The organism is Pseudomonas wadenswilerensis (assembly GCF_024749185.1).
Classification (GTDB): domain Bacteria; phylum Pseudomonadota; class Gammaproteobacteria; order Pseudomonadales; family Pseudomonadaceae; genus Aquipseudomonas; species Aquipseudomonas wadenswilerensis.
In genome coordinates this window covers 2,347,147-2,370,954 of record NZ_CP087191.1, presented here as the reverse complement: position 1 = coordinate 2,370,954, position 23,808 = coordinate 2,347,147, and the positions used below count along the sequence as shown (strand labels likewise).

Annotated in this window: 25 protein-coding genes; 17 read left to right on the top strand and 8 right to left on the bottom strand. The window is 63.8% G+C overall.

Annotation, left to right across the window (positions count from 1 at the left end):
- Positions 1-4: 4 nt before the first annotated feature.
- Complete coding sequence (gene imuA, locus LOY45_RS11080) at positions 5-622, bottom strand: translesion DNA synthesis-associated protein ImuA (RefSeq protein WP_115087250.1); 618 nt, start codon at positions 620-622, stop codon at positions 5-7.
- Positions 622-1,239 (bottom strand): transcriptional repressor LexA, encoded by a 618-nt coding sequence (lexA, locus tag LOY45_RS11075; protein ID WP_233674252.1) that lies wholly within the window; start codon positions 1,237-1,239, stop codon positions 622-624. Before lexA ends, imuA begins: the two co-directional genes overlap by 1 nt.
- 77 nt (positions 1,240-1,316) lie before the next feature.
- On the opposite strand from lexA, the gene LOY45_RS11070 reads away from it, so the two are divergent.
- The 3 genes from LOY45_RS11070 to LOY45_RS11060 all read left to right on the top strand — a co-directional run bounded on the left by LOY45_RS11070 (position 1,317) and on the right by LOY45_RS11060 (position 3,841).
- Positions 1,317-1,973: an HAD family hydrolase gene (locus tag LOY45_RS11070; RefSeq protein ID WP_115087251.1), complete on the top strand. Its 657-nt coding sequence runs from the start codon at positions 1,317-1,319 to the stop codon at positions 1,971-1,973.
- Positions 1,974-2,156: 183 nt separating this feature from the next.
- Positions 2,157-2,876, top strand: a complete 720-nt coding sequence (locus tag LOY45_RS11065) for a DUF899 domain-containing protein (RefSeq protein ID WP_115087252.1) — start codon at positions 2,157-2,159, stop codon at positions 2,874-2,876.
- 101 nt (positions 2,877-2,977) lie between these two features.
- Positions 2,978-3,841, top strand: coding sequence for a hypothetical protein (locus LOY45_RS11060; RefSeq protein ID WP_258579132.1), 864 nt, complete (start codon positions 2,978-2,980; stop codon positions 3,839-3,841).
- A gap of 75 nt (positions 3,842-3,916) precedes the next feature.
- Here LOY45_RS11060 and LOY45_RS11055 read toward each other — a convergent pair.
- Positions 3,917-5,118 (bottom strand): IS3 family transposase gene (locus LOY45_RS11055; protein ID WP_258579062.1). Its coding sequence is split into 2 segments (ribosomal slippage): positions 3,917-4,812 and positions 4,812-5,118, totalling 1,203 coding nucleotides; the frame shifts between segments, so codons are not numbered across the junction.
- 275 nt (positions 5,119-5,393) lie between these two features.
- On the opposite strand from LOY45_RS11055, the gene LOY45_RS11050 reads away from it, so the two are divergent.
- Together LOY45_RS11050 and LOY45_RS11045 are read left to right on the top strand one after the other, a co-directional pair.
- Positions 5,394-6,299 carry a hypothetical protein gene (locus LOY45_RS11050; protein ID WP_115087254.1) on the top strand — a complete coding sequence of 302 codons (906 nt, stop codon included), beginning with the start codon at positions 5,394-5,396 and terminating at the stop codon, positions 6,297-6,299.
- Positions 6,300-6,412: 113 nt separating this feature from the next.
- Positions 6,413-7,330 carry a bestrophin family protein gene (locus tag LOY45_RS11045; RefSeq protein ID WP_115087255.1) on the top strand — a complete coding sequence of 306 codons (918 nt, stop codon included), beginning with the start codon at positions 6,413-6,415 and terminating at the stop codon, positions 7,328-7,330.
- On the opposite strand, the gene LOY45_RS11040 is transcribed toward LOY45_RS11045, so the two are convergent.
- Positions 7,311-8,303 carry a bile acid:sodium symporter family protein gene (locus tag LOY45_RS11040; RefSeq protein WP_115087256.1) on the bottom strand — a complete coding sequence of 331 codons (993 nt, stop codon included), beginning with the start codon at positions 8,301-8,303 and terminating at the stop codon, positions 7,311-7,313. The genes LOY45_RS11045 and LOY45_RS11040 overlap by 20 nt on opposite strands.
- Positions 8,304-8,382: 79 nt before the next feature.
- On the opposite strand from LOY45_RS11040, the gene LOY45_RS11035 reads away from it, so the two are divergent.
- The 6 genes from LOY45_RS11035 (at position 8,383) to LOY45_RS11010 (ending at position 14,283) form a co-directional block, all read left to right on the top strand.
- A complete protein-coding gene (locus tag LOY45_RS11035; RefSeq protein ID WP_115087257.1) occupies positions 8,383-9,195 on the top strand; it encodes an AraC family transcriptional regulator in 813 nt (270 codons plus the stop codon).
- A gap of 81 nt (positions 9,196-9,276) precedes the next feature.
- The gene (locus LOY45_RS11030; protein ID WP_115087258.1) at positions 9,277-9,672 is read left to right on the top strand and encodes a hypothetical protein; all 396 of its coding nucleotides are present in this window, start codon (positions 9,277-9,279) and stop codon (positions 9,670-9,672) included.
- 3 nt (positions 9,673-9,675) lie between these two features.
- Complete coding sequence (locus LOY45_RS11025; RefSeq protein ID WP_258579131.1) at positions 9,676-12,336, top strand: DUF4132 domain-containing protein; 2,661 nt, start codon at positions 9,676-9,678, stop codon at positions 12,334-12,336.
- A gap of 59 nt (positions 12,337-12,395) precedes the next feature.
- Positions 12,396-12,815 carry an LIC_13387 family protein gene (locus LOY45_RS11020; RefSeq protein WP_010221778.1) on the top strand — a complete coding sequence of 140 codons (420 nt, stop codon included), beginning with the start codon at positions 12,396-12,398 and terminating at the stop codon, positions 12,813-12,815.
- Complete coding sequence (locus LOY45_RS11015; protein ID WP_258579130.1) at positions 12,812-13,237, top strand: hypothetical protein; 426 nt, start codon at positions 12,812-12,814, stop codon at positions 13,235-13,237. The genes LOY45_RS11020 and LOY45_RS11015 overlap by 4 nt, the downstream gene beginning before the upstream one ends.
- Positions 13,234-14,283, top strand: coding sequence for an NAD(P)/FAD-dependent oxidoreductase (locus tag LOY45_RS11010; RefSeq protein ID WP_258579129.1), 1,050 nt, complete (start codon positions 13,234-13,236; stop codon positions 14,281-14,283). Before LOY45_RS11015 ends, LOY45_RS11010 begins: the two co-directional genes overlap by 4 nt.
- On the opposite strand, the gene LOY45_RS11005 is transcribed toward LOY45_RS11010, so the two are convergent.
- Positions 14,273-15,148: a LysR family transcriptional regulator gene (locus LOY45_RS11005; protein WP_115087262.1), complete on the bottom strand. Its 876-nt coding sequence runs from the start codon at positions 15,146-15,148 to the stop codon at positions 14,273-14,275. The genes LOY45_RS11010 and LOY45_RS11005 overlap by 11 nt on opposite strands.
- A gap of 131 nt (positions 15,149-15,279) precedes the next feature.
- Between LOY45_RS11005 and ampC the strand changes: the two genes are divergently transcribed.
- Positions 15,280-16,434, top strand: coding sequence for a class C beta-lactamase (gene ampC / locus LOY45_RS11000; RefSeq protein WP_115087263.1), 1,155 nt, complete (start codon positions 15,280-15,282; stop codon positions 16,432-16,434).
- Positions 16,435-16,630: 196 nt separating this feature from the next.
- Here ampC and LOY45_RS10995 read toward each other — a convergent pair whose 3' ends face one another.
- Together LOY45_RS10995 and LOY45_RS10990 are read right to left on the bottom strand one after the other, a co-directional pair.
- Positions 16,631-17,254: a glutathione S-transferase family protein gene (locus LOY45_RS10995; RefSeq protein ID WP_258579128.1), complete on the bottom strand. Its 624-nt coding sequence runs from the start codon at positions 17,252-17,254 to the stop codon at positions 16,631-16,633.
- Positions 17,255-17,257: 3 nt separating this feature from the next.
- On the bottom strand, positions 17,258-18,049 hold the full coding sequence (locus tag LOY45_RS10990) for a response regulator transcription factor (RefSeq protein ID WP_258579127.1): 792 nt from the start codon (positions 18,047-18,049) through the stop codon (positions 17,258-17,260).
- Between the two features lie 166 nt (positions 18,050-18,215).
- Between LOY45_RS10990 and LOY45_RS10985 the strand changes: the two genes are divergently transcribed.
- From LOY45_RS10985 to LOY45_RS10975, 3 genes are all read left to right on the top strand, one after another.
- Complete coding sequence (locus LOY45_RS10985; protein WP_258579126.1) at positions 18,216-19,334, top strand: DmpA family aminopeptidase; 1,119 nt, start codon at positions 18,216-18,218, stop codon at positions 19,332-19,334.
- An 86-nt stretch (positions 19,335-19,420) separates the two neighbouring features.
- On the top strand, positions 19,421-20,794 hold the full coding sequence (ppnN, locus tag LOY45_RS10980; protein WP_258579125.1) for a nucleotide 5'-monophosphate nucleosidase PpnN: 1,374 nt from the start codon (positions 19,421-19,423) through the stop codon (positions 20,792-20,794).
- 182 nt (positions 20,795-20,976) lie between these two features.
- Positions 20,977-21,663, top strand: coding sequence for a TIGR04211 family SH3 domain-containing protein (locus LOY45_RS10975; RefSeq protein ID WP_115087268.1), 687 nt, complete (start codon positions 20,977-20,979; stop codon positions 21,661-21,663).
- Positions 21,664-21,681: 18 nt separating this feature from the next.
- Here LOY45_RS10975 and LOY45_RS10970 read toward each other — a convergent pair whose 3' ends face one another.
- Positions 21,682-22,605: a DMT family transporter gene (locus tag LOY45_RS10970; protein WP_115087269.1), complete on the bottom strand. Its 924-nt coding sequence runs from the start codon at positions 22,603-22,605 to the stop codon at positions 21,682-21,684.
- A 96-nt stretch (positions 22,606-22,701) separates the two neighbouring features.
- Between LOY45_RS10970 and LOY45_RS10965 the strand changes: the two genes are divergently transcribed.
- Together LOY45_RS10965 and LOY45_RS10960 are read left to right on the top strand one after the other, a co-directional pair.
- Positions 22,702-23,259: a helix-turn-helix domain-containing protein gene (locus tag LOY45_RS10965; protein ID WP_233674240.1), complete on the top strand. Its 558-nt coding sequence runs from the start codon at positions 22,702-22,704 to the stop codon at positions 23,257-23,259.
- A 13-nt stretch (positions 23,260-23,272) separates the two neighbouring features.
- The gene (locus LOY45_RS10960) at positions 23,273-23,794 is read left to right on the top strand and encodes a methylated-DNA--[protein]-cysteine S-methyltransferase (RefSeq protein WP_258579124.1); all 522 of its coding nucleotides are present in this window, start codon (positions 23,273-23,275) and stop codon (positions 23,792-23,794) included.
- Positions 23,795-23,808 lie beyond the last annotated feature (14 nt).

Below are 23,808 nucleotides of genomic sequence, written 5' to 3'. Positions count from 1 at the left end.
TCCATCAGCCTCGCCCGGGACAGGCAATGGGCGTGGCCGGGGCCAGGCCGCCCCGGCACTTGAGCACCCGCCATTGGGCCGGCTGGGCATCGACGGCAATGCGCAGTGCCGCCGGCGACGGGTTGAGCGCGGCCTGTTGCGGGCGACAGGCAAAGGCCAGGGTCTGGCCGCTTTCGGCAGCGACCTGCAAGCGGCGCAAGGCGCGATCATCCGCTTTATGCGGCCAGCACAGCACGGCGCCGCAACTGCCCGAGCGCAAACACTGCTCGGCGGCCCAGAGCACCTCGCTTGGCCCCGCCTGGACCACCGCCAACCACTGCAGATCGACCCCTGCCGCCTGCCAGGCCGGTGGGTAGGGAATGAACGGCGGGGCAATCAGCACCACCCGCTCGCCGGCCTGGGTCAGGCGCGCCAGGCTGGGCCACAGCAGTTGCAGCTCGCCACAGCCTTCTGCCGCCAGCAGCAGTTCGGTCAGTGCCCCGGCCGGCCAGCCGCCACCGGGCAGTGCCGCATCCAGGGCAGCATGACCGGTGGGCTGCAGGCCCTGGGGCAAGGCCTGCGGCCGGCCCTTCCAGACCCGTTGCTGGTCGAGCAGGCCGTCGAGGCTGACCACCGCGCCCATCAGCCGCGCCTCACCAGGCCGCAGAACACCCCTTCGATGACGAAGTCGTGCTCCGGGCCAACCTCGATGGGGGCATACGCCGGGTTGCGCGGCAGCAGACGGTAATGCCCGCCGGCGCGTTCGAAGCGCTTGATGGTCACCTCGCCGTCCAGGCGCGCGACGATGATCTGCCCGTCACGGGCGTCGGCCTGCTGCTTGATGCCGACCAGGTCGCCATCGAGGATGCCGTCGTCGATCATCGAGTCGCCCCGCACCTTGAGCAGGTAGTCCGGGGAGCGGCTGAACAAGTGTGCGTCGAGCATCAGCTGTTCGTGGATATCCACGTCCGGGCCGATCGGCCGGCCGGCGGCGACCTGGCCGAGCACGGGGATCTCCAGCACCTCGGGGCGGCGCAAGGCGCCGGCCAGGCGAATGCCACGGGCCTGGTTGGGGGTGACCTCGATGAAGCCGGCTTCGGTCAGCGCCTGGATATGCTTGCGCGCGACACTGCGCGAGGCAAAACCGAAAGCCGTGGCGATATCGGCCAGGCTCGGCGGCTGGGCCTGATCGGCGATGCGCTGACGAATGAAGTCGAGGATAGCGCGGCGTTTGGGCGATAGTTTATTCATGGAGTACATTTGTACTCTTTTCCTACGCATCTGGCCAGCCCCGCTGATCCGGTTATCATGCTCGGCCACCGCAGCGGAAGCCGACCATGCTTGATGCCCTGTTGTTCGACCTCGACGGTACCCTGACCGATACCGACAAACTCCACCTGCTGGCCATGCAACAGCTGTTGCTCGAAGAAGGCCGGGTGTTCACCGAAGCGGAGTTCGATGCCCACGTCAGCGGCCGGGCCAATGCCGACTTGTGCCGCTATCTGTTCCCTGACCGGCCGGTGAGCGAGCACCAGCAGTTTGCCGACCGCAAGGAGGCGCGCTTTCGCGCCCTGTCGCCCACCTTGCAGCCTACCGCCGGCCTGCTGCGCCTGCTCGAGCATGCCGAGCGCCAGCGCATCGGCGTTGCCGTGGTCACCAACGCGCCGCGGGCCAACGCCGTGCACATGCTCGGCGCCATGGGCCTGAATGAACGCTTTGAACATGTACTGGTGGCCGAAGAACTGGCCCGGGCCAAGCCCGACCCGCTGCCCTACCTCACCGGCCTTGAGCGCCTGCAGGCGCGGGCGGCACAGTCGCTGGCGTTCGAGGACTCGGTGCCGGGGGTGAAGGCGGCCAGTGGCGCGGGGATCTTCACCGTCGGGCTGTCGACCAGCCAGCGGCCCGAGGCCTTGCTTGAGGCCGGTGCGCAACTGGTGGTGAAGGATTTCGAGGATGAGCGGCTGTGGGCGTTGATCGGGCGGATGTCTGGCTGAAGACCGCGGCGCGCCCATCGCTGGCAAGGCCAGCTCCCACAGGGTCCCGGTGCATACAGGTCTCTGTGGGAGCCGGCCTTGCCGGCGATAGCTTCACCACCGTTCATCAGCCCTGCACTCACCCCTGTCGAATCCCCCACCCGGCAATCGACCATGAGTACATCCCCCAGCGGAGCCGTACCCATGGACAACCATCAAAACCCCCAGGTGGTCTCGCGCAGCGAATGGCTCAGCGCCCGCCGCCAGCTGTTGCTGCATGAAAAGGCCCTGACCCACCAGCGCGATGAACTGAGCAAAGCCCGCCGCGCCCTGCCCTGGGTACGGGTCGAACAGGACTACCGCTTCGAAGGCCCCGAGGGCCGCCTGGACCTCGGCGACCTGTTCGCCGGCCGCAGCCAGTTGCTGGTCTACCACTTCATGTTCGGCGAAGGCTGGGAGGAAGGCTGCCCCGGCTGCTCGTTCCTGGCCGACCACTTCGACGGCGCCAACCTGCACCTGGCCCATCACGATGTGTCGCTGGTGGCGGTATCCCGTGCACCGTACGCCCAGTTCCAGGCGTTCAGGCAACGCATGGGCTGGAAGTTTCCCTGGGTCTCGTCCCATGCCAGCAGTTTCAACCAGGACTTCGGCGTCGGCGGCAAGGGCAGCGATCAGTACAACTATGAACCCTACGCGGGCGAGGAAACCGAGCTGCCGGGCCTTAGCGTGTTCTACCGCGACGCCGACGGCACGCTGTTTCACACCTACTCAAGCTTTGCCCGGGGCCTGGACATCCTGGTCGGCACCTACAACTTCCTCGACCTGATGCCCAAGGGCCGCAACGAGGAAGGCACCATGGACTGGGTGCGCCACCACGACCGTTATGAAGGTGCCGCCCAACCACCCCACTGCTGCCATGAATAGCTGGGGTACCTAGTATTTTTGTCAGTAGTCAACACGCCCTGTCGGTGCTCGAATGCACCGAGACCTGTCGACCGACAGGCACCACCCCGGAGGCAGGGCGTATGGGACTGTTTATCGAGCACACCGGTTTCGAAATTCCCGAGGATCCGTGGAATGGTTGGGAAAGAGGTCCGGACGGCAGCAAATTGATCATCAATCGCGATCACGGGAACCACTTTGTCAGTTTTGACAACACCAGCCGACTCCTGAACAAAACGTTGACAGGACTCGAACCCGGAGAAACATACCGGGTGTCCCTGCGCGTCAAACGCCATCACGACAATCTGCTGACGCCTACCCTGTGGTTCGAGCTGGACGGCGAGCCTCTGGAGGAGCGGTTCGAAGTGCGTGATCAGCACTGGCAGACCCTGCGCTGGACATTCCAGGCCGCCCGCGCAGAGCACCGACTGGAGCTGCTCGGGCACGGTATCACGGGGGAGCTGGCAGACGGCCTCGGCTTTGACGATATCCGCATCTACCCGAAGCAGACCGCTGAGCGCTTCTATGGCTACCCGAACCAGTACATCAGCAACGGCCAAAGCCTTCCGCTACCGACCATGACCGTAAGCTTGCAGGCTGAGCCGGGGGGTAGAACAGGCATTCTACCTACGGGGAACGACTACCAGTACCTGTCAATTCACTACGTAGATGGCGCCCCGGCTTCGCCACTGCAGGTTAATATCAGCCTTGCCTGGCTGTGCGAGAAAGTCAGGTTCGAGTGGAGAAGTCGCAACGAAAGAGGCGAAGTAAGGTTCTATGACGCTCAAGGCATCCTGCAAAATACACAAACCCTTCCTCGCCCCTCCGGAAACGCAGTTAACAACTGGATTGAGTATGCCGCGCCAGGGCACACTGATATCGCCCGTATCGAAGTGAACACCAACGACTCCTCATTGCTGGCCTATTTCACCCTGTGGAGCTTGTAGCCCCATTGCACAGGTTGTGCTCAATGGTATGAGCCCATCTGAACTGGTCAACAGATTTTGGACACCGGTTTAGGTTCATACCGCAACCTTGAGCTTTTTCTCCATGGCTACCGGGGTTTCATAGCCGTTGTAGCTGTGGAGACGCTTAAGGTTGTAACGCATCAGATAAGCCTGGATGTCTAACTGTGCTTGCGCTTCGGTTTCGTAACCTTCTGCTGGCATCCACTCAGACTTCAATGCACCGAAGAAGCGCTCCATGACGGCGTTATCCCAGCACTGGCCTCGGTGACTCATGCTCTGTTCCAGACCGTACTCCTCAAGAGCAGCCCTGAATTTATGGCTGGTGTACTGACAACCCTGATCCGAGTGGAACATCACTCCAGCCGGTCTACCTCTAGATTCGACCGCCATTCGTAGCGCCTCGCAGGCAAGCCGGGCATCGGCGATCATTGAGAAAGCCCAGCCCACCACTCGGCGAGCATACAAGTCGATCACAGCCGCCAAGTACAGCCAACGCTTGCCTACCTGGATGTAGGTGACATCGCCGCACCACACCTGGTTGACCGTCGAGACGTTGAAGTTTCGCTTGAGCTGGTTACTCGCGATCAATGCTTCTGTGCCCGATGATCGGTAACGATGCGGCCTGCGTTGCTTGCATTGCAGACCGGCTTCCTTCATCAGCATACGTACCTTGTATCGCCCGGCTTTATGGCCAGCACGACGCAATTCCCGAACCAGCGTTCGCGACCCAGCAGAGCTACGAGAGGCCTTGAAAAGGCTGACCATCGTTGAACGCAGATCCTCTCTGACCGGATCCTTTCGTCCCTGGCGTTTTCGCCATGCGTAGAAACTGCTGCGCCGAACTCCAAGGACGCGACAGCAGTCGAAAACACCAAATTGCTCACTCAGTTCGTTGATCAGCGAGAACGATCCTTGGAGTCCCGAAGCAGGAGAGCACTGGCCTTTTTTAGGATTTCGATATCCCGGTCCTTTTGCCGGACTAGCGCTTCCAGCTCCTGGATTCGCTGCTGCTCTGGAGTGATGGCCTTGGCGCCGACTGGTGTTTGACCTTCTCGTTCCTGGCGCAGTTGCTCGACCCAGCGACGAAGCGCGGTCCGCCCTAGACCAAGGCTCTCGCAGACATCAGGGACTGACTCACCATCGTCCAGCACCATCTCGGCAGCTTTGATTTTGAATTCGTTCGAGTAAGATTTTCGCACTGATTTTGCCTCCAATTGGGCGCCATAATAGCGCCCGACGAAGGTGTCCAAAATCATTAGGCCAGTTCAATCCTGCTCCATCAACGCCAGACTGTGAACCCTCCCGGCTTTGCCCTACAGTAGCGCGCGGAAATCCTCGCGCTACTGTACAGGGCCTGCCTTGATGATCATCCAGCCGCAAAAAACCTCCATCCGCGTCCTGCTGTTCTCGCTCAAGGGCTCGATGAATAGCCGCGGCACCTAGCATTTTTGCCAGTAGTCAGCACGCCCTGGCGGTGCTCGAATGCACCGAGGCCTGTCGACCGACAGGCACCACCCCGGAGGCAGGACGTATGGCACTGTTTATCGATCTCACCGATTTCAAACCCGGCATTGACCCATGGAACGGCTGGCAGAAAGGCCCCAACGGCCAGACCCTGGCGGTGACCTCCGACGGCGCCAACCACTGGGCGCACTTCGAAAATTTTGCCGGTAACCTGTTGGGCAGGGTGATCAGCAAGGAACTGACAGGCCTTGCGCCCGACACCGTCTATCGTCTGTCGATGCGGGTAAAACGCAACGGCAACAGCTCCAAGACCCCTCACCTGTCATTTGAGCTGGATGGCATCCCCCTCGAGGGCGAGTTTGCTGTCACCGCACCTGAATGGCAGATCCTTCGCTGGCAGTTCCGCGCCCGCGAACATTCCCACGCTATCGAACTTATCGGTCGTGACGATACCGGCAACGGCAGTGACCATGGCGCGGATTTCAGCTTCGACGATATCCAGATATACCCAGTTACCATCACCGAAAACCTCGATGGCCAGCCTGCACAAACGATTTCCCAGGGTGAGGAAGTTCAACTGCTAAGCAAGACCATGACCATCAAGCTCCTCGAAGACCCTCTGGGCATCAAAGCCTTCATCGAACCGACAGCCGCAGAACCCGGCATGCGAGAAGGTCCAGCCATCACACTTCAACGCCAACAGCACCATCAGCCGAACAATCCGCAAAAACTGCAGATCACTCCCGTGCTCCCGTGCTCCGAGCTGAAGTTCTTCTGGACCTGGAGGCAATTTCCTGGTGAGGTCGAGTTCTATGGGCTGCATGGCAACCTGCTGACCACTTTGTCATACACCGGAGAGCCCAGGCACCATGAGGTGAAATACAACGCTCCAGACGGCGAACAGATTGCCTGGATCGTGGTCATCTGCCGAGACTACGCCTACCTCGACAACTTCACCTTAACAACTGCCTAGCCTGTCCAGGTGAGTTGGTAGGCACCTCACCTTCTGCAGCGCCTAGCTACCGCAGGCGCCTTTGCCTTACAGTGGCGCGGATATTTTCGCGCCACTGCCAAGGCTTGCCTCGCATGATCATCCAGCCGCAAAAACCCTCCATCCGCGTCCTGCTGTTCTCGCTCAAGGGCTCGATCATCCCGGCGATCTGGCGCAAGGTGCTGTACACCGTGTTGATCAGCTCGGCGGTGGTGGCCACCCACGGCACCCTGTTCGAGTACAAGGTAATCCTCACCGCCACACCCTTCACCCTCTGGGGCCTGACGCTGGCGATCTTCCTCGGCTTTCGCAACACCGTGGCCTACCAGCGCTTCTGGGAAGCGCGCACGCTGTGGGGCGAGCTGCTGATCGTCAGCCGCAACCTGACCCGCCAGACCCTGAGCCTGCTGCCCGACCTAGACGCCAGCCAGCGCCGCGCCCTGCTCGACCCGCTGATCGCCTTCGCCTACGTGCTGCGCGACCAGTTACGCGGCACCCCGGCCAGTGCCGACCGCCAGCGCCTGCTCGACACGTCTACACGCACTGCCCTGGCCACTAGCGACGCGCCCGCCAGCCGCCTGCTCGGCGTGCTCGGCCAGCGCTTCATGGCCCAGGCCCGCGACGCCGGTGCCGGCGAGGTGATCCAGGCCAACCTCGATCAGCAGTTGAACCGACTGTCTTACGTGCTGGGCGGCTGCGAGCGGATCAAGAACACGCCCATCCCCTACCCCTACATCCTCATGTTGCACCGCATCGTCCACGTCTACTGCTTTTTGCTGCCGTTCTGCCTGGTCGACAGCATCGGCTGGTTCACGCCCTTTGCCGTGTGCGTGCTGGCCTACACCTTCTTCGGCCTGGATGCCCTGGGCGACCAGATTGCCGACCCGTTCGACACCCAGCCCAACGACCTGGCCCTGGATGCCATGTGCCGCAACCTGGAAATCGCCGTGCGCGAACTGGAAGGCGAAGCAGCACCGGCGCAATTGCAACCGGTCAAAGGAGTTCTGTTGTAAGCGTCGACGCTTCGCTGCGCGCGGCGTAACGCTGAGCCAGCACCGCACAGACCATCAACTGGATCTGGTGAAACAGCATCAGCGGCAGGATCATCGCGCCGATGCCACCGCCAACGAACAGCACCTGAGCCATCGGCACGCCGGTGGCCATGCTCTTTTTCGAACCGGCAAATAAAATGGTGATGCGGTCTTCGAGGTTGAAACCCAGCCAGCGCCCCAGCGCGCTGGTCAGCCACAGCACCACGGCCAGCAGCAGGCAGCAGACCAGCGCCAGGCCCAGCAACCGCGACGGCGGTACCGCATGCCACAGACCGCTGACCACCGCATCGCTGAAGGCGGTGTAGACCACCAGCAGGATCGAACCCTGGTCGACGCGCTTCAACCAGCGTGCATTGCGCGCTACCCAGGTGCCGATCCAGCGCCGCACCAGTTGCCCGGCCACGAACGGCACCAGCAGTTGCGCAACGATCTTCAGCACTGCATCCAGGCTCGAGCCACTGTCACCTTCGACGCCCATCAGCAGCACCACCAGCAACGGCGTCAGTACGATGCCCAGCAGGCTCGACGCGGCCGCACTGCAGATCGCCGCCGGCACGTTGCCGCGGGCCAGCGAGGTAAAGGCGATGGCCGACTGCACCGTGGCCGGCAAGGCACACAGGTACAGCACGCCCAGGTACAGTTCATCGCCCACCAGCGGCAGGAACAACGGCTTGAACAGCATGCCCAGCAACGGGAACATCACGAAGGTGCAGGCAAATACCAGCAGGTGCAGGCGCCAATGCCCGGCACCGGCGGCGACCGCCTCGCGCGACAACTTGGCGCCATGCAAAAAGAACAGCAGGCCGATGGCGAGGTTGGTCAGCCCGCCGAACACCACGGCGCCACTGCCTTCGCAAGGCAACAGGGTGGCAATGAGGATGACCCCGAGCAACGCCAGGGTGAAATTGTCGAACAGCATCCGCAGGTACTTCATGGCCGCTCCCGGCTTGTTATTGTGGCGTTGCAGACGTTAAGGTCTTTGCCCGACTTTCACTAACGCCAGCGCCCCGCCAGTGTCGCCAAAAGGACAACACCCCGCAGTCACCCCGCAGTCACTGGAGCAGCTGACCGCACTGCCACGCCCGGTATATGGCCATGTACAGGCGCTGCCCAACGTGGTGCTCGGCTACCGCCACTCGCACCCTTGGGGGCAGTTGTCCTACGCCATTCGCGGCGTACTGGAGGTGCACACCGACCTGGGTTTCTATCTGGTGCCGCCGCAGCGGGCGGTGTGGGTACCGGCGCAGGTGCAGCACCGGGTCAGTTGTGCCGACAGCACCTGCCTGCGCAGCCTTTACCTGGAAACAGCGCCGCCGAGCTGGAGCGACCCGCAATGCCGGGTCATCGCGGTCGACCCATTGTTGCGCGAGCTGATCCGCACCTTCAGCGAACTGCCGGTGGAGTACGACAGCGATGGCCCTGACGGGCGCCTGGTGCAGGTGTTGCTCGACCAGCTGGACAGCGCCGAACAGCAGCAGTTGATGCTGCCCTTGCCGCTCGACCGTGACCTGCGCGCACTGTGCAGCCACCTGCAGGCGCAACCCGACTCGCCTACCGGGCTGGCCGACTGGGCGCGGCAAGCAGGCGTTTCGGAGAAAACCCTGAGCCGCCGTTTTCAACGTGAAACCGGCCTGAGCTTTCGCCTCTGGCGCCAGCGCATGCGCCTGCTCAGCGCCCTGCCTGCCCTTGAGCGCGGCGAGCGGGTCACCGACGTGGCCCTGGCCTGCGGCTATGAGTCGCTATCAGCGTTTATCGCCGCCTTCGGCAAGCAGTTCGGCTTGCCACCGGGTGAGTTCTTTCGCGCGCGAACCGGCAGCGATCAGTAAGCGCCTGCACGTCGAAATCGCCTGGCCAGCCTGATACCCTTGCGCCTATCCGTTTTGCCTCTTGCCAGAAAAGGAGTTCCCATGGCAACGCTCACCGTCCGCGACGAGTCGGTCTCGGGCGAAGTCTTCGATGATTTCGCCCTGCACTTTGCCACCGACACCATCACCGTGCGCCAGTTGATCCGCGAGCGGGTCCATCAGGAAGTCCAGCAGCGCAACCATGAAACCGACCACAGCCGGCGCCAGCGCCTAGTCACCCCCGAGTCGCTGGAAGCCGCGCTCAATGGCGAGCGCCCGATTGAGCGCCCGAGTATCGACTGGCGCAAGCAGGTCGACATCGCCTGCGACGCCTTCGAGCGCAACGGCTTTTTCATCCTCCTCGACGAGCGTCAGGCCGAAAGCCTCGACGAAGTCCTGACCATCCGTCACGACAGCGTGGTCAATTTCATCAAACTGACCCCACTGGTAGGAGGCTGAACCATGGCACTCGAACAACTTCAGGCGTTTCGCCATGACCGCCCGCAATCCGAGCTGGGCCCGGTCGAACACATCGGCCCGGACGGCTACCCGCTGCTGGCCGGCTCCGAACTGCGCCACGAACATGAGTTGATCAGCGAACTGCTGCCGCTGGTGCAGAAGATCCATGGCCGCCCTGATGCCATGGTCTTTGCCTTGAGCAAACTGCCGGCGATCATGGCCCTGGATGCCGACCCGGCGTTTCGTACGCGCCTGGTCCTGGCCCTGATCGAACGGGTGGTGGCCTACAACGGTGAGCTGAGCACGGCCAGTGCCGGCCATGCCTTTTCGCACATCTTCGACTATGGCGTGCTACCGGCGCTGATGACCTGGCTGATGGAAAACGGCGCCGACGTCGGCCAGTTGGCCGCGCCTGTGCTGCAGTGGTTCACCAGCTACCGCTTTGCCTATTACGGCACCCTGCCGACCCTGACCGTGACTGACTGGGTCATTGCGCAAAACTACCAACAAGTGCCCGACGACCTGCGCGACCTGCTGATCATGCTACGCAGTCAGTGCGCTGACCTCGGTCACTACGGCAACTTCGGCGAACAGCTGATGGCCAAGCTCGACCCGCTGCTGGGCAACGGCGCCTGGCAGGTGCTGGCGCCGTGCGAACACTGGACCCAGCTGGCCCTCGAAGACCTCGAACAACTCAGCCCCGAGGGGCGCGAAGACTGGCTGGCACTGTTGCGTCAGGCCGCTGCGGCGACCTCGGCGCGGCCGTCGGCGAAATGGCTGAAGAACGCCCAGGCGCTGCTGCTCAAGGTCGGTGAAGCCTCGCTGCGGGAAGCACTGCTGCGCTGGTTTGCGCGGGTCGATGCCGGGCGCTGCGGTGCACTGCTCAACGTTGGCTGGGAAAGCAGCGATGACCGCGCGCGCATGCACGATGGCAATGCCACGGTGCTGCGCGGCCTGTTATGGATGAGCGCGCCGCTGGCCGACAGCGAACTGACCCGGGCCATCGCCCGCCTCGCGTTGAGCGCCTACCGCAAGGTGCGCGGCATCGGCCCGCGGGCGCCCAAGGTCGGCAACGCAGCGGTATTCGCCCTGTCGTCGATCCCCAGCAGCGAAGCCGTCGGGCAACTGGCCCTGCTCAAGGTGCGGGTCAAGTTCGGTACCGCGCAGAAGGAAATCGAAAAGGCCTTCACCAGCGCCGCCGAAGCCCTGCAGCTGCCGCGTGACCAGATCGAAGAGCTCGGCGTGCCGACCTACGGCCTGGAACAGGTCGGCCTGCGCCGCGAAAGCTTCGATGACGGCGCCTTTGTCGCCGAACTCAAAGTCGACGGCAAGAGCGCCAGCCTGAGCTGGTTCCGCGCCGACGGCACGCCGCAGAAATCGGTGCCGGCCAAGGTCAAGGCCGACTACAAGGAGGAGCTCAAGGAGCTGCAAGGTGCGGTCAAGGACATCGGCGCCATGCTCCCGGCCCAGGCCGAGCGCCTGGACAGCCTGTTCCTGCTGGAAAAGCACTGGGCGTTCGGCCAATGGCAGGAGCGCTACCTTGACCATCCGCTGATCGGCACCCTGGCGCGGCGGCTGATCTGGGTGATCAGCGAAAGCGGCCAGCAGCACGCCGTGGTGTTCAGCGAGGACCGCCTGCAAAGCCTCGAGGGCAACACCATCAGCCCTTCCAGCGACGCCCAAGTGCGCCTCTGGCACCCGATCGGCCGCCCGCTGGAAGAGATCCTCGCCTGGCGCGAGCGCATCGAAACGCTGCAGATCACCCAGCCGTTCAAGCAGGCCCACCGCGAGGTCTACCTGCTGACCGAAGCCGAGCGCAACACCGCCACCTATTCCAACCGCTTCGCTGCGCACATTCTGCGTCAGCACCAGTTCCACGCCCTGGCCGCCGCCCGCGGCTGGCGCAACAAACTGCGGCTGATGGTCGATGACGCCTACCCGCCGGCCACCCGTGAACTGCCGGCCTGGGGCCTGCGCGCCGAGTTCTGGATCGAGGGCGTGGGCGACGACTACGGCGTCGACACCAACGAAGCCGGGGCCTTCCTGCGCCTGAGCACCGACCAGGTACGCTTCTACCCCATCGACGCCGCACAGCGTAGTGCCCATGCCGGTGGCGGCGGCTATGCCATGAACCGCTGGGACAACGCCGAAGACGCCGCGCCCTTGCCGCTGGAGCAGGTGCCGGCGCTGGTGCTCAGCGAAGTGATGCGCGATGTCGACCTGTTCGTCGGCGTCGCCTCGCTGGCCAACGACCCGCTGTGGGCCGACGGCGGGCCGGACGGCCGTTACCGCGATTACTGGCACAACCATTCGTTCGGCGAACTGGGCGCCACCGCACAAACGCGCAAGCAACTGCTGGAAAAACTGCTGCCGCGCATGACCCGCCTCAAGGACAAATGGGCCCTGCACGGGCGCTTCCTGGAAGTCACCGGCAAGCTGCGCAGCTACAAGATCCACCTGGGCTCGGGCAATATCCTGATGCTGCCCAACGATCAGTACCTGTGCATCGTCCCCGACGCCAAGGCGCGCCAACAGACCACGCCGCAGTACCTGCCGTTCGAGGGTGACAACCTGTTGTCGATTATCCTCTCCAAGGCCATGTTGCTGATCGACGACGACAAGATCAGCGACCCGACCATCACCCGCCAGCTGGCCTTGAAGTAGATTGTCTGTGCGCCGCTGGCCCACCGGCGGCGCTTTATTCACCTGCCAAAGGATTGCCCGTGATCGCTCAACTACTGATCTGTGCCAGCGCTGCCATCGCCCTGCTCCTGGGCACTGTGCACCTGGTCTATACCTTCGCCAGCAACAAGTTCCAGCCGCGTGACCCGGCGCTGGGCGAACAGATGCAAAAAATCTCCCCGGTGATTTCCCGGCAGACGACGGTGTGGCGTGCCTGGGTGGGTTTCAATGCCAGCCATAGCCTGGGCGCCATGCTGTTCGGCCTGGTGTATGGCTACCTGGCCCTGGCAGCACCGCAGGCGTTGCTGCGTGACGGCTTTCTGCTGGGCCTGGGGGTTGTGTTCCTGGCGAGCATGGCGCTGCTGGCGCGGCGCTACTGGTTCAACATTCCCCTGATCGGCATCAGCCTTGCGCTGCTGCTGTTTGTTGGCGCCGTCATGCTTCAGGCCCTGCCGCTATGAGGCTGTTGCTGCTGGGTTTGATGCTGATCGGCACGGTTTGCGTGGCCGATGATGAAGACTATCCGGACCCGCTCTACGGCTTTGTGGTCGGGCCTTATGCACTGGTCGGCAAACAACCGGACAACGGCGCCACGTATTCGGGCCGGGCCACCCTGCGCTATCTGGACGGTCAACTGGTGCTGGCGAAGACCATCGACGGCAAGACCCGCACCGCCATCGGCCAGGTCGAGGTCGCGGCCATTGCCAAGGCCAAAGTGCTGCGCTTCACCTGGCCCGGGCACCGCTCGACCTGCCTGATCCACGGTGACCTGGACAACTACGCGCGCCTGACCTGCTACTGGCAGCGCGACGGCGTCGAGCACAAGGAGCCGGGGATGGAAAGCTACTTCCCGACCGCCACCTGGCCGGAGAATCGCCAATGACAACAGGCATTCAACGCCCGAGCGTGGTGGTGATCGGCGCCGGCATCATCGGTGCCTCGATTGCCTATCACTTGAGCAAGCACACGCAAGTCACGGTGATCGACAAGGGCCAGCCAGGCTTGGGGGTGACTTCCGGAGCCTTTGGCTGGATCAACGCCACAGCGCCGCAACCCGGCGAATTTGCCGAACTGCGCGGCCTGGCGATTACCGAGTATCACCGCCTGCAAAGCGAGCTGGGCACGGTGCCGATCAACTGGATCGGCGCGCTGTCGTTCAGCCAGGCGCCAGCACCGGTTGCCGGTGTCGAGCGGATCGGACCCGCTCGCGTTCAACAGCTTGAGCCGTATTTCAAAGCGCCGCCGCAGCAAGCGTTTTTCGCCCCGCAGGAAGGCTCCATTGACCCGGTAGCAATGACCCGCCTGCTGCTGGAACGCGCCCAGGCCAACGGCGCCAACGTCCTGAGCAATACGCAGGTGCTGGCGATTGAGTGCCGTGGCGGCGCCGTCGAGGCACTCGCCACGACTGGCGGGCAGATCGCCTGCGACCGCCTGGTAGTGGCGGCCGGCACCGAGTGCAAGGCCCTGTTGCAGCCCCTGGGCGTGGCGTTGCCGCTGCACCCGTCGCCGTCGATCCTGATCCGCCTGCGGGCACAAGAGCGGCTGGTGCACACGCTGATCGCCAGCAGCGAACTGGAAATCCGCCAACCGACGCCTGAGTTGATCCTGGCCGCCGAAGACTACCTCGACGCCGACGGCGAAGACGGCCCCGAAGCCATTGCCCAGCGGGCGCTGCACACCATTCGGGAAAGTTTGCACGGCGGTCAGGGGCTTGAACTGATCAGCACCGAGGTTGGCTTGCGGCCCATGCCGGATGACCGTATCCCCATCATTGGTACCTTGTCCGCGGTCAGCGGGCTGTACCTGGCGGTGATGCATTCGGGCGTGCCCCTGGCAGCGGTGGTCGGTCGCCTGGTTGCGCAAGAGCTGATCGATGGCCAGCTTGCGCCCGAGCTGCGAGGCTGCCGGCCTTCACGCTTCAGCCTGTAGCCGCCTTCGACAACCAGCTTTTGAATGCCGTCATCGCCGGGCTTTCGGCCTTCGACTGCAGGCGCGTCAGCCAGTAACTGCCGGTGCTGATGCCCAGGGCAAACGGCTGGCGAATGGCATCGCTGGCCAGCAACCGTTCGAACATCAACGGCGGCGCCAGGGCCACCCCGGCGCCTTGCAGGGCCGCGTCCATCATCGCCAGCGACGAATCGAAGACCATCGTCCGCGAAGGCTGCACGGCGCCAGACAGCCCGGCAGCCTGGAACCATTCGGCCCATTCATCGCTGCGGTAGGAGCGCAACAGGGTTTGTTGCAGCAGGTCGGCGGGGGTGTGCAACTGCAGCGCAATCGACGGCACGCACAGTACCGACAGCGGCGCCTCCAGCAGCGGCTGCGCATCGATGCCATGCCAGGCGCCGGTACCGAAGCGAATGGCGTAATCCAGGCCTTCAGCGGCGACATCGACGCGGTTGTTGTTGGTCGACAGGCGCAAATCGATAAACGGGTGCAGGGCCTGGAACTCGGGCAGGCGCGGCAGCAGCCAGCCAACGGCAAAGGTGCCCACCGCACCCACGGTCAGCACCTCGCGGTAGTGGCCGCCGTCGAAGCAGTCGAGGGTCTGGGCGATGCGGTCGAAGCATTCGCGCAGCACCGGCAGCAAGGTCTCGCCTTCGCTGGTGAGCATCAGCCCGCGTGGCAGGCGCTTGAACAGGGTGACCTTGAGCTGGGCTTCGAGGCTCTTGACCTGATGGCTGACCGCCGCCTGGGTCACGCACAGCTCGATGGCCGCGCGGGTAAAACTAAGGTGCCGGGCCGAAGCCTCGAACGCCCGCAGGGCGTTCAGGGGCAGGTGCGGTCGGATCATGCAGACTCCCAAATTTTTCTAATGGCTGCTGCGAAATATCATCGTTTGTGCAACCTGCGCAAAGCGCCTAGATTGGCGCTCCCTGCTGCAGCCAGGCTCACAACAGTCCACTTATGGAAAGGTTGCCGATCATGCACCAAACAACCAACCTCAAGCCAGGGATTCTGGCCTCCCTTGCCCTTTGCCTGGTCGCTGGGCAAAGTTTTGCCGAGACGCCGCTGGAATCAACAGTGAGCGGCGCCATCCGCCCGCTGATGCAGCAACAGGCGATCCCCGGCATGGCCGTGGCCATCAGCGTCGATGGCCAACAGCACTATTTTAACTACGGGGTAGCGTCGAAACAAAACGGCCAGGCGGTGAACGCCGACACCCTGTTCGAGATCGGTTCGCTGAGCAAGACCTTCACCGCCACCCTCGCAGGCTTTGCCCAGGCCAGTGGCAAGCTGAGCCTCGGCGACCCGGCCAGCAAACACTGGCCGGCGCTCAAAGGCACGGCATTCGATGGCATCACCCTGCTCAACCTCGGCACCTACAGCGCCGGCGGCCTGCCCCTGCAGTTCCCGGATGAGATCAAGGGCGAGGCCGACCTGCCCGGTTACTACGGTCACTGGAAAGCCGACTACGCACCTGGCACCCACCGGTTGTATTCCAACCCCAGCCTTGGCCTGTTCGGCTACCTCGCGGCCAAAAGCCTGGGTACGCCGTTTGCCGAGTTGATGGAAAAACAGCTGCTACCGCAACTGGGCCTGCAGCACAGCTACCTGCAGGTGCCTGCCGCGCAGATGGGCAACTACGCCCAGGGTTACAACAAGCAGGATCAACCCGTGCGCGTCGGCCCCGGGCCGCTGGATGCCGAAGCCTATGGTTTGAAAGTGACGGCTGTGGATCTCTTGCATTACCTGGACCTGAACATCCAGCCGCAAAGCCTGAGCAAACCGCTGCAGCGGGCCATCGCCACGACGCAGACCGGCTATTACCAGGTCGGTGAAATGACCCAGGGCCTGGGTTGGGAGCAGTATGCCTACCCGGTTAGCCTTGAGCAGTTGCAGGCCGGCAATGCGCCGTCGATGGTGCTGGAGCCGCAACCTGTGACCTGGTTGAAACCGGCACGGCCGCTGCCGGCCGACACCCTGTTGAACAAGACCGGTTCGACCGATGGTTTTGGAGCCTACGTGGCGTTTGTGCCGTCAAAACGCATTGCCATCGTGTTGCTGGCGAACAAGAACTACCCGATTGCCGAGCGGGTGAAGGTGGCGCATCGGATCCTCACGGCTTTGGATCAGTAGAATCGCGGGGCAAGTCGAGGCGTCGCACCGCCGCTCCCACAGTGGATTTGTGTACGCCGGACCTGTGGGAGCTGGCTTGCCAGCGATGAAGCCGGTGCAGCCAGCACATCCAGCGTTGCCTGAATTGCGACCGCTGCGCGCTCGATCGCCGGCAAGTCCGGCTCCCACAGGCCCGACGCAGTGTTTAAAGTTGCCCTCACGGCAAACCGTTGCGCCCATGCAAGCGATAGCCTTCACGTTCGTTCAGGCGATCGTAGTAAGCCTCGACCGCCGGCAGCGCCGGACGCTCCAGCGGGGTCTGCAGCCAGCGGTTGACCGACAGGCCGATGGGAATGTCGGCCAGGGAGAAGTCCGCGCCACTCACATAGGCTCCGGTACGCTCCAGCTGACGCTCAAGGATGGTCATGTTGCGCGCCCAGTTGCGACAACCCGCCGCCAGCGCTTCAGGGTCCTGGTGGGTCGGCGCCTTGCGCACCAGCGAGACAAAGGCATAGCTCCACGCGCCATTGAGGTCGGTAGCCTGCCAGTCCATCCATTGATCGACCCGCGCCCGCGCCTTCGGTTCGGCCGGGTACAGCTGCTGGCCGCCGTACTGCGAAACCAGGTAACGGATGATGCTGTTGGACTCCCACAGCACAAAATCGCCGTCCTGAATCACCGGCACCATGGCATTCGGATTCAACGCAAGGAACGCCTCCTCCGCGGTCGAGCGAAAGCCCGACCCCCAGTCTTCGCGCGCGAACGGCAGCTGCAATTCGGCGCAGGTCCACAGCACCTTGCGCACGTTGATCGATGAAGCCTTGCCCAGTATCCGTAGCATCATTCACTCCTGATGGTGGTGTTGTCCCAGGTGTTGCAAGAACAGGCTGAACAGCTCCGATTGGGACGACACCCCAAGCTTGCTGTACAGGTTGCGGCGATGCACCTTGACCGTCTCCTGGGAGATGTCCAGGCGCTTGGCGATGGCCTTGCTGGAGTTGCCGCGCAGCACCAGGCGGGCCGTTTCCAGTTCGCGGGCCGACAGGGTGTCGCTGCCAAAATGCTCCAGGGCACGCTCGACCGGGGTCGAATGCTCGCTGACCTGCTGTGGATGCTGCTGTTGCCAGTGCTGGCGCATCAGGGCCAGCAGCCACGGCGCCAGCAGGGTCAGCTGGCCGATGGTCGCCGTCTGGTAACGCTGGTTGGCACCCAACGAAATGGCCAGGACCTTGCCCGGTTCGAGGTTGAGGATCAGCTGCAGCTCGTCCTCGCCGACCAGGGCGCGAAAGTAGTTGTTGAAGTAGTCGCTCTTGCGAAACTCGTCCGGCGCCACCTCTTCCATGCGGTACACGCCATCGGCCAGGCCGTCGCGCATGGCCTGGATAAACGGGTCGAGCAGGTACAGGCCGCCCAGGTACAGTGGCGCCGCCGCAGGCGCATCGCGAAAGCCACGGTCGAATTCCTCCAGCACCCGCGGCGCACCGTCGCGCTCCACCAGCAAGGCCAGTGCAGTCTCGCAAGGCACCAGTTGATCGAGCAGCACGATCAACTGGTGCCAGAACCCCGGCCTGCCCAGCTGGTCAATGACCCGGGCCAGGCCATGGTGATGGGCGGCGGCTTCGAATAGCAGGTTCACCGGTAACTCCTAGGGGGTAACGATTGGGGGGAATCGCCAGCGGCAGGTCGAGTTCCTAGACTCTGCACACCGGCACGCAGTATTGCCGTTGCCCGAGTACTTGTCATGCTGTGCGAGCAACGGCCATTGCGGGCCCTTCGAACCTTCCTACAGGAGCTGTGAATCAATGCGTGTACGTGATCTGGGCATTTGTATCGGCGTGGGCACCCCTGGCGCGTTCAACGCCATCACCGATGTGCCGGGCGTGCGTGTCGGCCATCACACCGTGCAGCGCGGCAGCGGCGACAACGCGGTCAATACCGGGGTCACGGTGATCGAGCCTCGGGCCCAGGCCGCCAGCCTGCAGCCGTGCTTTGCCGGCGTGCACGTACTCAACGGCAATGGCGATGCCACTGGCCTTGAGTGGATTCGCGAGGCCGGCTTGCTGACCACGCCGATTGCCTACACCAACACCCACAGCGTCGGTGTGGTCCGCGATGCGCTGGTGGCGGCCGAGCGCGAGATGGGCAAGGCGCGCACCTACTGGTGCATGCCCACGGTACTGGAAACCTACGACGGCGTGCTCAACGACATCTGGGGTCAGCATGTCACTGCCGAGCATGTCCACGCGGCGCTTGCCGCTGCGCAATCGGGGCCGGTGGCTGAAGGTTGCGTCGGCGGCGGCACCGGGATGATCTGCCACGAATTCAAGGGCGGTATCGGTAGCGCTTCGCGGGTACTGGACAGCGCGGCCGGCGGCTGGACCGTCGGCGTGCTGGTGCAGGCCAACTACGGTGTGCGCGGCGCCTTGCGGGTAGCCGGCTACCCGGTCGGCCAGGTGCTGGGTGCAGTGCATTCGCCCTTTAGCGCACCGCGCAACGTCGGCGAGCCGGGCATGGGTTCGATCGTCATCACCCTGGCCACCGACGCACCGCTGCTGCCGCACCAGTGCACGCGCCTGGCGCAACGGGCCAGTGTCGGGCTGGCACGGGTCGGCGGCGGCACCGAAGACTCCAGTGGCGACATCTTCATCGCTTTCTCGACCGGCAACAGCCTGCCGGCGGCCAACTTTGGCCACCCGGGGCCGCCGACCAGCACGGTGCAGATGGTCAACAACGACCATATCTCGGCGCTGTTCAGCGCGGCGGCCGATGCCGTGGAGGAAGCCATCGTCAATGCCCTGCTGGCGGCCACCGACCTCGAAGCCCATGGCAGCAAGGTACTGGCACTCAAACCCGAGCAGTTGCTCGATGCCCTGCAGGCCGCTGGCTGGCGAGCCGCCCCAGGTGTTGCCGACAAGGCCTGACAGCGAAAGGCACTCGTTGCTGCGACAAATTGTCGGTATGGTGGTGTTCTGAAGATGGACGTTTACCCGCTCACAGGAAACCCAGAATGCCCCAACGTGAAGTTATCAATGCATCTGTCAGCCCAAAAGGCAGCCTGGAAACACTGTCTCAACGTGAAGTACAGCAACTGAGTGAAGCCGGTTCCGGCAGCCTGTACACCCTGTTCCGCCAGTGCGCGCTGGCAATCCTCAACACCGGCGCGCACGTCGACAACGCCAAGACCATCCTCGAAGCCTACAAAGACTTCGAGGTGCGCATTCACCAGCAGGACCGTGGCGTGCGCCTGGAACTGCTGAACGCACCGGCTGATGCCTTCGTCGATGGCGAAATGATCGCCAGCACCCGCGAAATGCTCTTCAGCGCCCTGCGCGATATCGTCTACACCGAAAGCGAACTGGCCAGCCAGCGCATCGACCTGGAAAGCTCCCAGGGCATCACCGACTACGTCTTCCACCTGCTGCGCAATGCCCGCACCCTGCGCCCGGGCGTCGAGCCAAAAATGGTGGTGTGCTGGGGCGGCCACTCGATCAGCACCGAGGAATACCAGTACACCAAGAAGGTCGGCCACGAGCTGGGCCTGCGCAAGCTGGACGTCTGCACCGGCTGCGGCCCGGGCGTGATGAAGGGCCCGATGAAGGGCGCGACCATCGCCCATGCCAAGCAGCGCATGAGCGGCAGCCGCTACCTGGGCCTGACCGAGCCTGGCATCATCGCCGCCGAAGCGCCCAACCCGATCGTCAATGAACTGGTGATCCTGCCGGACATCGAAAAACGCCTGGAAGCCTTCGTACGCGTCGGCCACGGCATCATCATCTTCCCCGGAGGCGCCGGTACCGCCGAAGAGTTCCTCTACCTGCTCGGCATCCTCATGCACCCGGACAACCGCGGCCTGCCGTTCCCGGTGATCCTCACCGGGCCGAAAAGCGCCGCGCCGTACCTGCAGCAGCTGCATGCGTTCGTGCGTGCCACCCTCGGCGAGAAGGCCCAGGAGCACTACCAGATCATCATCGACGACCCGGCCGAAGTGGCTCGGCAGATGGTTGACGGGCTCAAGGAGGTCAAGCAGTTCCGCCGCGAACGCAACGACGCCTTCCACTTCAACTGGCTGCTGAAGATCGAAGAAGGCTTCCAGCGCCCCTTCGACCCGACCCACGAGAACATGACCGGACTCAAGCTCAGCCGCGAGCTGCCGCCGCACGAACTGGCCGCCAACCTGCGCCGGGCGTTTTCCGGGATTGTCGCCGGCAACGTCAAGGACAAGGGTATCCGCCTGATCGAAGAGAAAGGCCCGTACGAAATCAAGGGTGACAGTGCCGTGCTCGAACCCCTCGGCCACCTGCTGCAGGCGTTCGTCGACCAGCACCGGATGAAGCTGCCGGGCGGTGCCGAATACGTGCCCTGCTACCGCGTCGTGAACTGATTCAAGCCCCTCCCCCGCTTGCGGGCACAGCCAGTGCCCGCAACATTTGCTGCTATTTTCCTACCCCCTTCAGTGAACCTGCCTGCAGAAATATGGTCTTTCAGCTGGCGGTCTGCGCGCACGCCGACTCTTCACCGGCCCAGTCATCGGGCTTTTATTGTTTATTTCACGCGAAGACCATCATGCCTATCTCTCGTCCTGTTTCTGCGGCGCCCGCGCTGTTTTCCTCCTGCACCCCGGGCGCGCGCCGCCTGCTGAGCGGTAGCCTGATAGGCGCCCTGCTGGTCCTTGCCCACCCGCTGCACGCCGAAGAAACCGCGCCCAGCAGCGAACGCTGGGTCAGCGACAGCCTGACCACCTACGTGCGCAGCGGCCCCACCGATGGCCACCGCATTGTTGGCAACCTCAAGTCCGGGCAAAAGGTCACCTTGCTGACCACTCAGGGCAACTACAGCCAGGTGCGCGGCGAGTCCGGAGACACCGTGTGGATCACCAGCAGTGACCTGCAGGCCGTGCCCGGCCAGGCCGAACGCCTGCCGCAACTGACCGGGCAGGTGACCCAGCTCAGCGAGCAGTTGAAGACCATCGACGACAGCTGGAAAACCCGCGTACAAGGCATGCAGGAGACGCTTGATTCGCGCAAGGCGCTGATCGACGAGCTGGAAGCACGCAACAAGGCGCTGAATGCCGAGCTCGGCGATACCCAGTCGGAACTGCGCAGCACCCAGGCGCGTCTGGGTGACGAGAACAAGCAGGTGCTGATGCGCTATATGGTCTACGGCGGCGGCATCGCCGGTGCCGGCCTGCTCGCTGGCTTGATCCTGCCGGCCTTGAGCCGTGGGCGCAAACGCAACGATCGGTGGTTCTGAGGGATAGTCCTGGGACGCTCAGCGCCCCCTGTGGGAGCTGGCCTTGCCAGCGATCGGCCGCGTAGCGGTCGTGATCCGCAGCGTCCAGCCAAAGGTCATCCCCGCCGCCGCCAGCAAAATCAAGCCGGAACCGGCCAGTTGCAGCGCACTGAGCGGGTGCCCCAGGGCCAGCCAGTCGACCAGGATCGCCACCACCGGGTAGATGAACGACAAGGCGCCGACCAGGCTGGTGGGGATCTTCTGGATAGCGCTGTACAGCAGGGTCGACATCAGCCCGGTGTGGACGATGCCGATGGTGGCCAGCCAGGCCCAGGTAGCGGGCGCACGCGTCAACCCCGGCACCTGCGCAAAGGGCGCCAGCAGCCCTACACCGACCAGCATCTGGATCAGCACGATCAATTGCGGCGCCACACCGTGCAATCGCTTGGTGATAACGGCGGCAATCGCATAGAAAAACGCCGCACCCAGCGCCATTAGCACGCCCAGACGGTAATCACCGGCGACCGCATCAGCGCTCGATCCGGCCATGACGATCAGCAGCATTCCCGCGAACGCCGCCAGCAACCAGCCGGCTTTGCCAGCGGTCATCTTCTCGGCGAACAACAGCATGCCCAAGCCCACCAGCATAAACGGCTGGGTATGATAGACCACGGTGCTCACAGCGATCGAGGCATGCCCATAGGCGCTGAACAGCAACACCCAGTTCAGCACCAGCGCCACCCCGCCGACTGCCGCCGCCAATGCCTGGCGCCGGCTAATCCTCCCTCGCCGCAGCAAACCCAGCCCGGCACAGGCCAGCAGTAGTGCCAACGCACCGAACAGGCAGCGCCAGAACACCACGGCGGCCGCAGGCTGGTCTGCGGCCAGGACGAACCAGCCAACCGTGCCGGAGATCAGCATGGCGGCGGTCATCTCCAGGGTGCCGCGTGTTTTCAGGTGCATGGCGAGCTGACTCCTGTCATATCGAACAAAGGTCCGTTATGCTGAACAGATGAAAACCGTTCGTCAAGACGAACAATTGACCGGTATAGCGAACAAATGATCGAAGCACACTCCCCCATCCTCTTGCTGGCCAGCGCCATCCGCCGCGAGCGTGAGCGCCTGGGCCTGTCAGTGACCGAACTGGGCAAGCGCGCAGGCCTGGCCAAGTCCACCCTGTCGCAGCTGGAGTCCGGGGTCGGCAACCCCAGCCTGGAAACCCTCTGGGCCCTGGCCGGCGCGTTGCAGGTGCCGGTCAGCCGGCTGATGGGCCAGCCGCGTCAGCATGTGCAGGTGATTCGCGCCAATGAAGGCGCCGCCAGCCACGCCGAGCAGGCCAATTACGCCGCCACCTTGCTCGCCGCCTGCCCGGCGGGGGCTCAGCGCGATATTTACCGGGTGCGGGTGCAGCCAGGTGAGCCACGGATGTCAAAACCGCATCCACCGGGTACCCTTGAGCATGTGATCCTGTGCCACGGTCGCGCCCGAGTGGGGCCGGTCGAGCAGGCGGTGACACTGGCGGCCGGCGACTACATGAGCTATTCGGCCGATACCCCGCATCTGTTCGACGCGCTGGACGCCGATACCCTGGCCGTGATGCTGATCGAACACGCCTGAACGAGGAATGCTGATGAGCGAACTGCTGCTGCGCCGCCTGCACTTGCCGGCGCCGATCGGCCAGGTGCTGATCGTCAGCGACGGAGATCAGTTGTTGGCGCTGGAATTCGATGAGCCGGAAAAACGCCTGCTGCGGCTGCTGCGTACCCGCTTCGGCACAGGCGTGCAGTTGCGTGAAACCGCGGGGCTGGCGGGTCTCGCCGATACCGTGCAGGCCTACTGCACGGGGCAATTGCAGGCATTTGATGCAGTGCCCATTGATGCCGGCGGCACCCCGTTCCAGCAGCGCGTCTGGGCGGCGCTACGGGAAATCCCGGTGGGCAGCACCCGCACCTACGGGCAGATCGCCGCACAGCTTGGTAACCCCGCAGCCGCGCGGGCAGTAGGCCTGGCCAATGCACTGAATCCGGTGAGCCTGGCCATCCCCTGCCATCGGCTGGTGGGCAGCAACGGCGCGCTGACCGGTTATGGCGGTGGGATTGAACGCAAGCGCTGGCTGCTGGAGCACGAACGTCGCAATTCAGACGACGGCTGATGTTGGCTGAACCG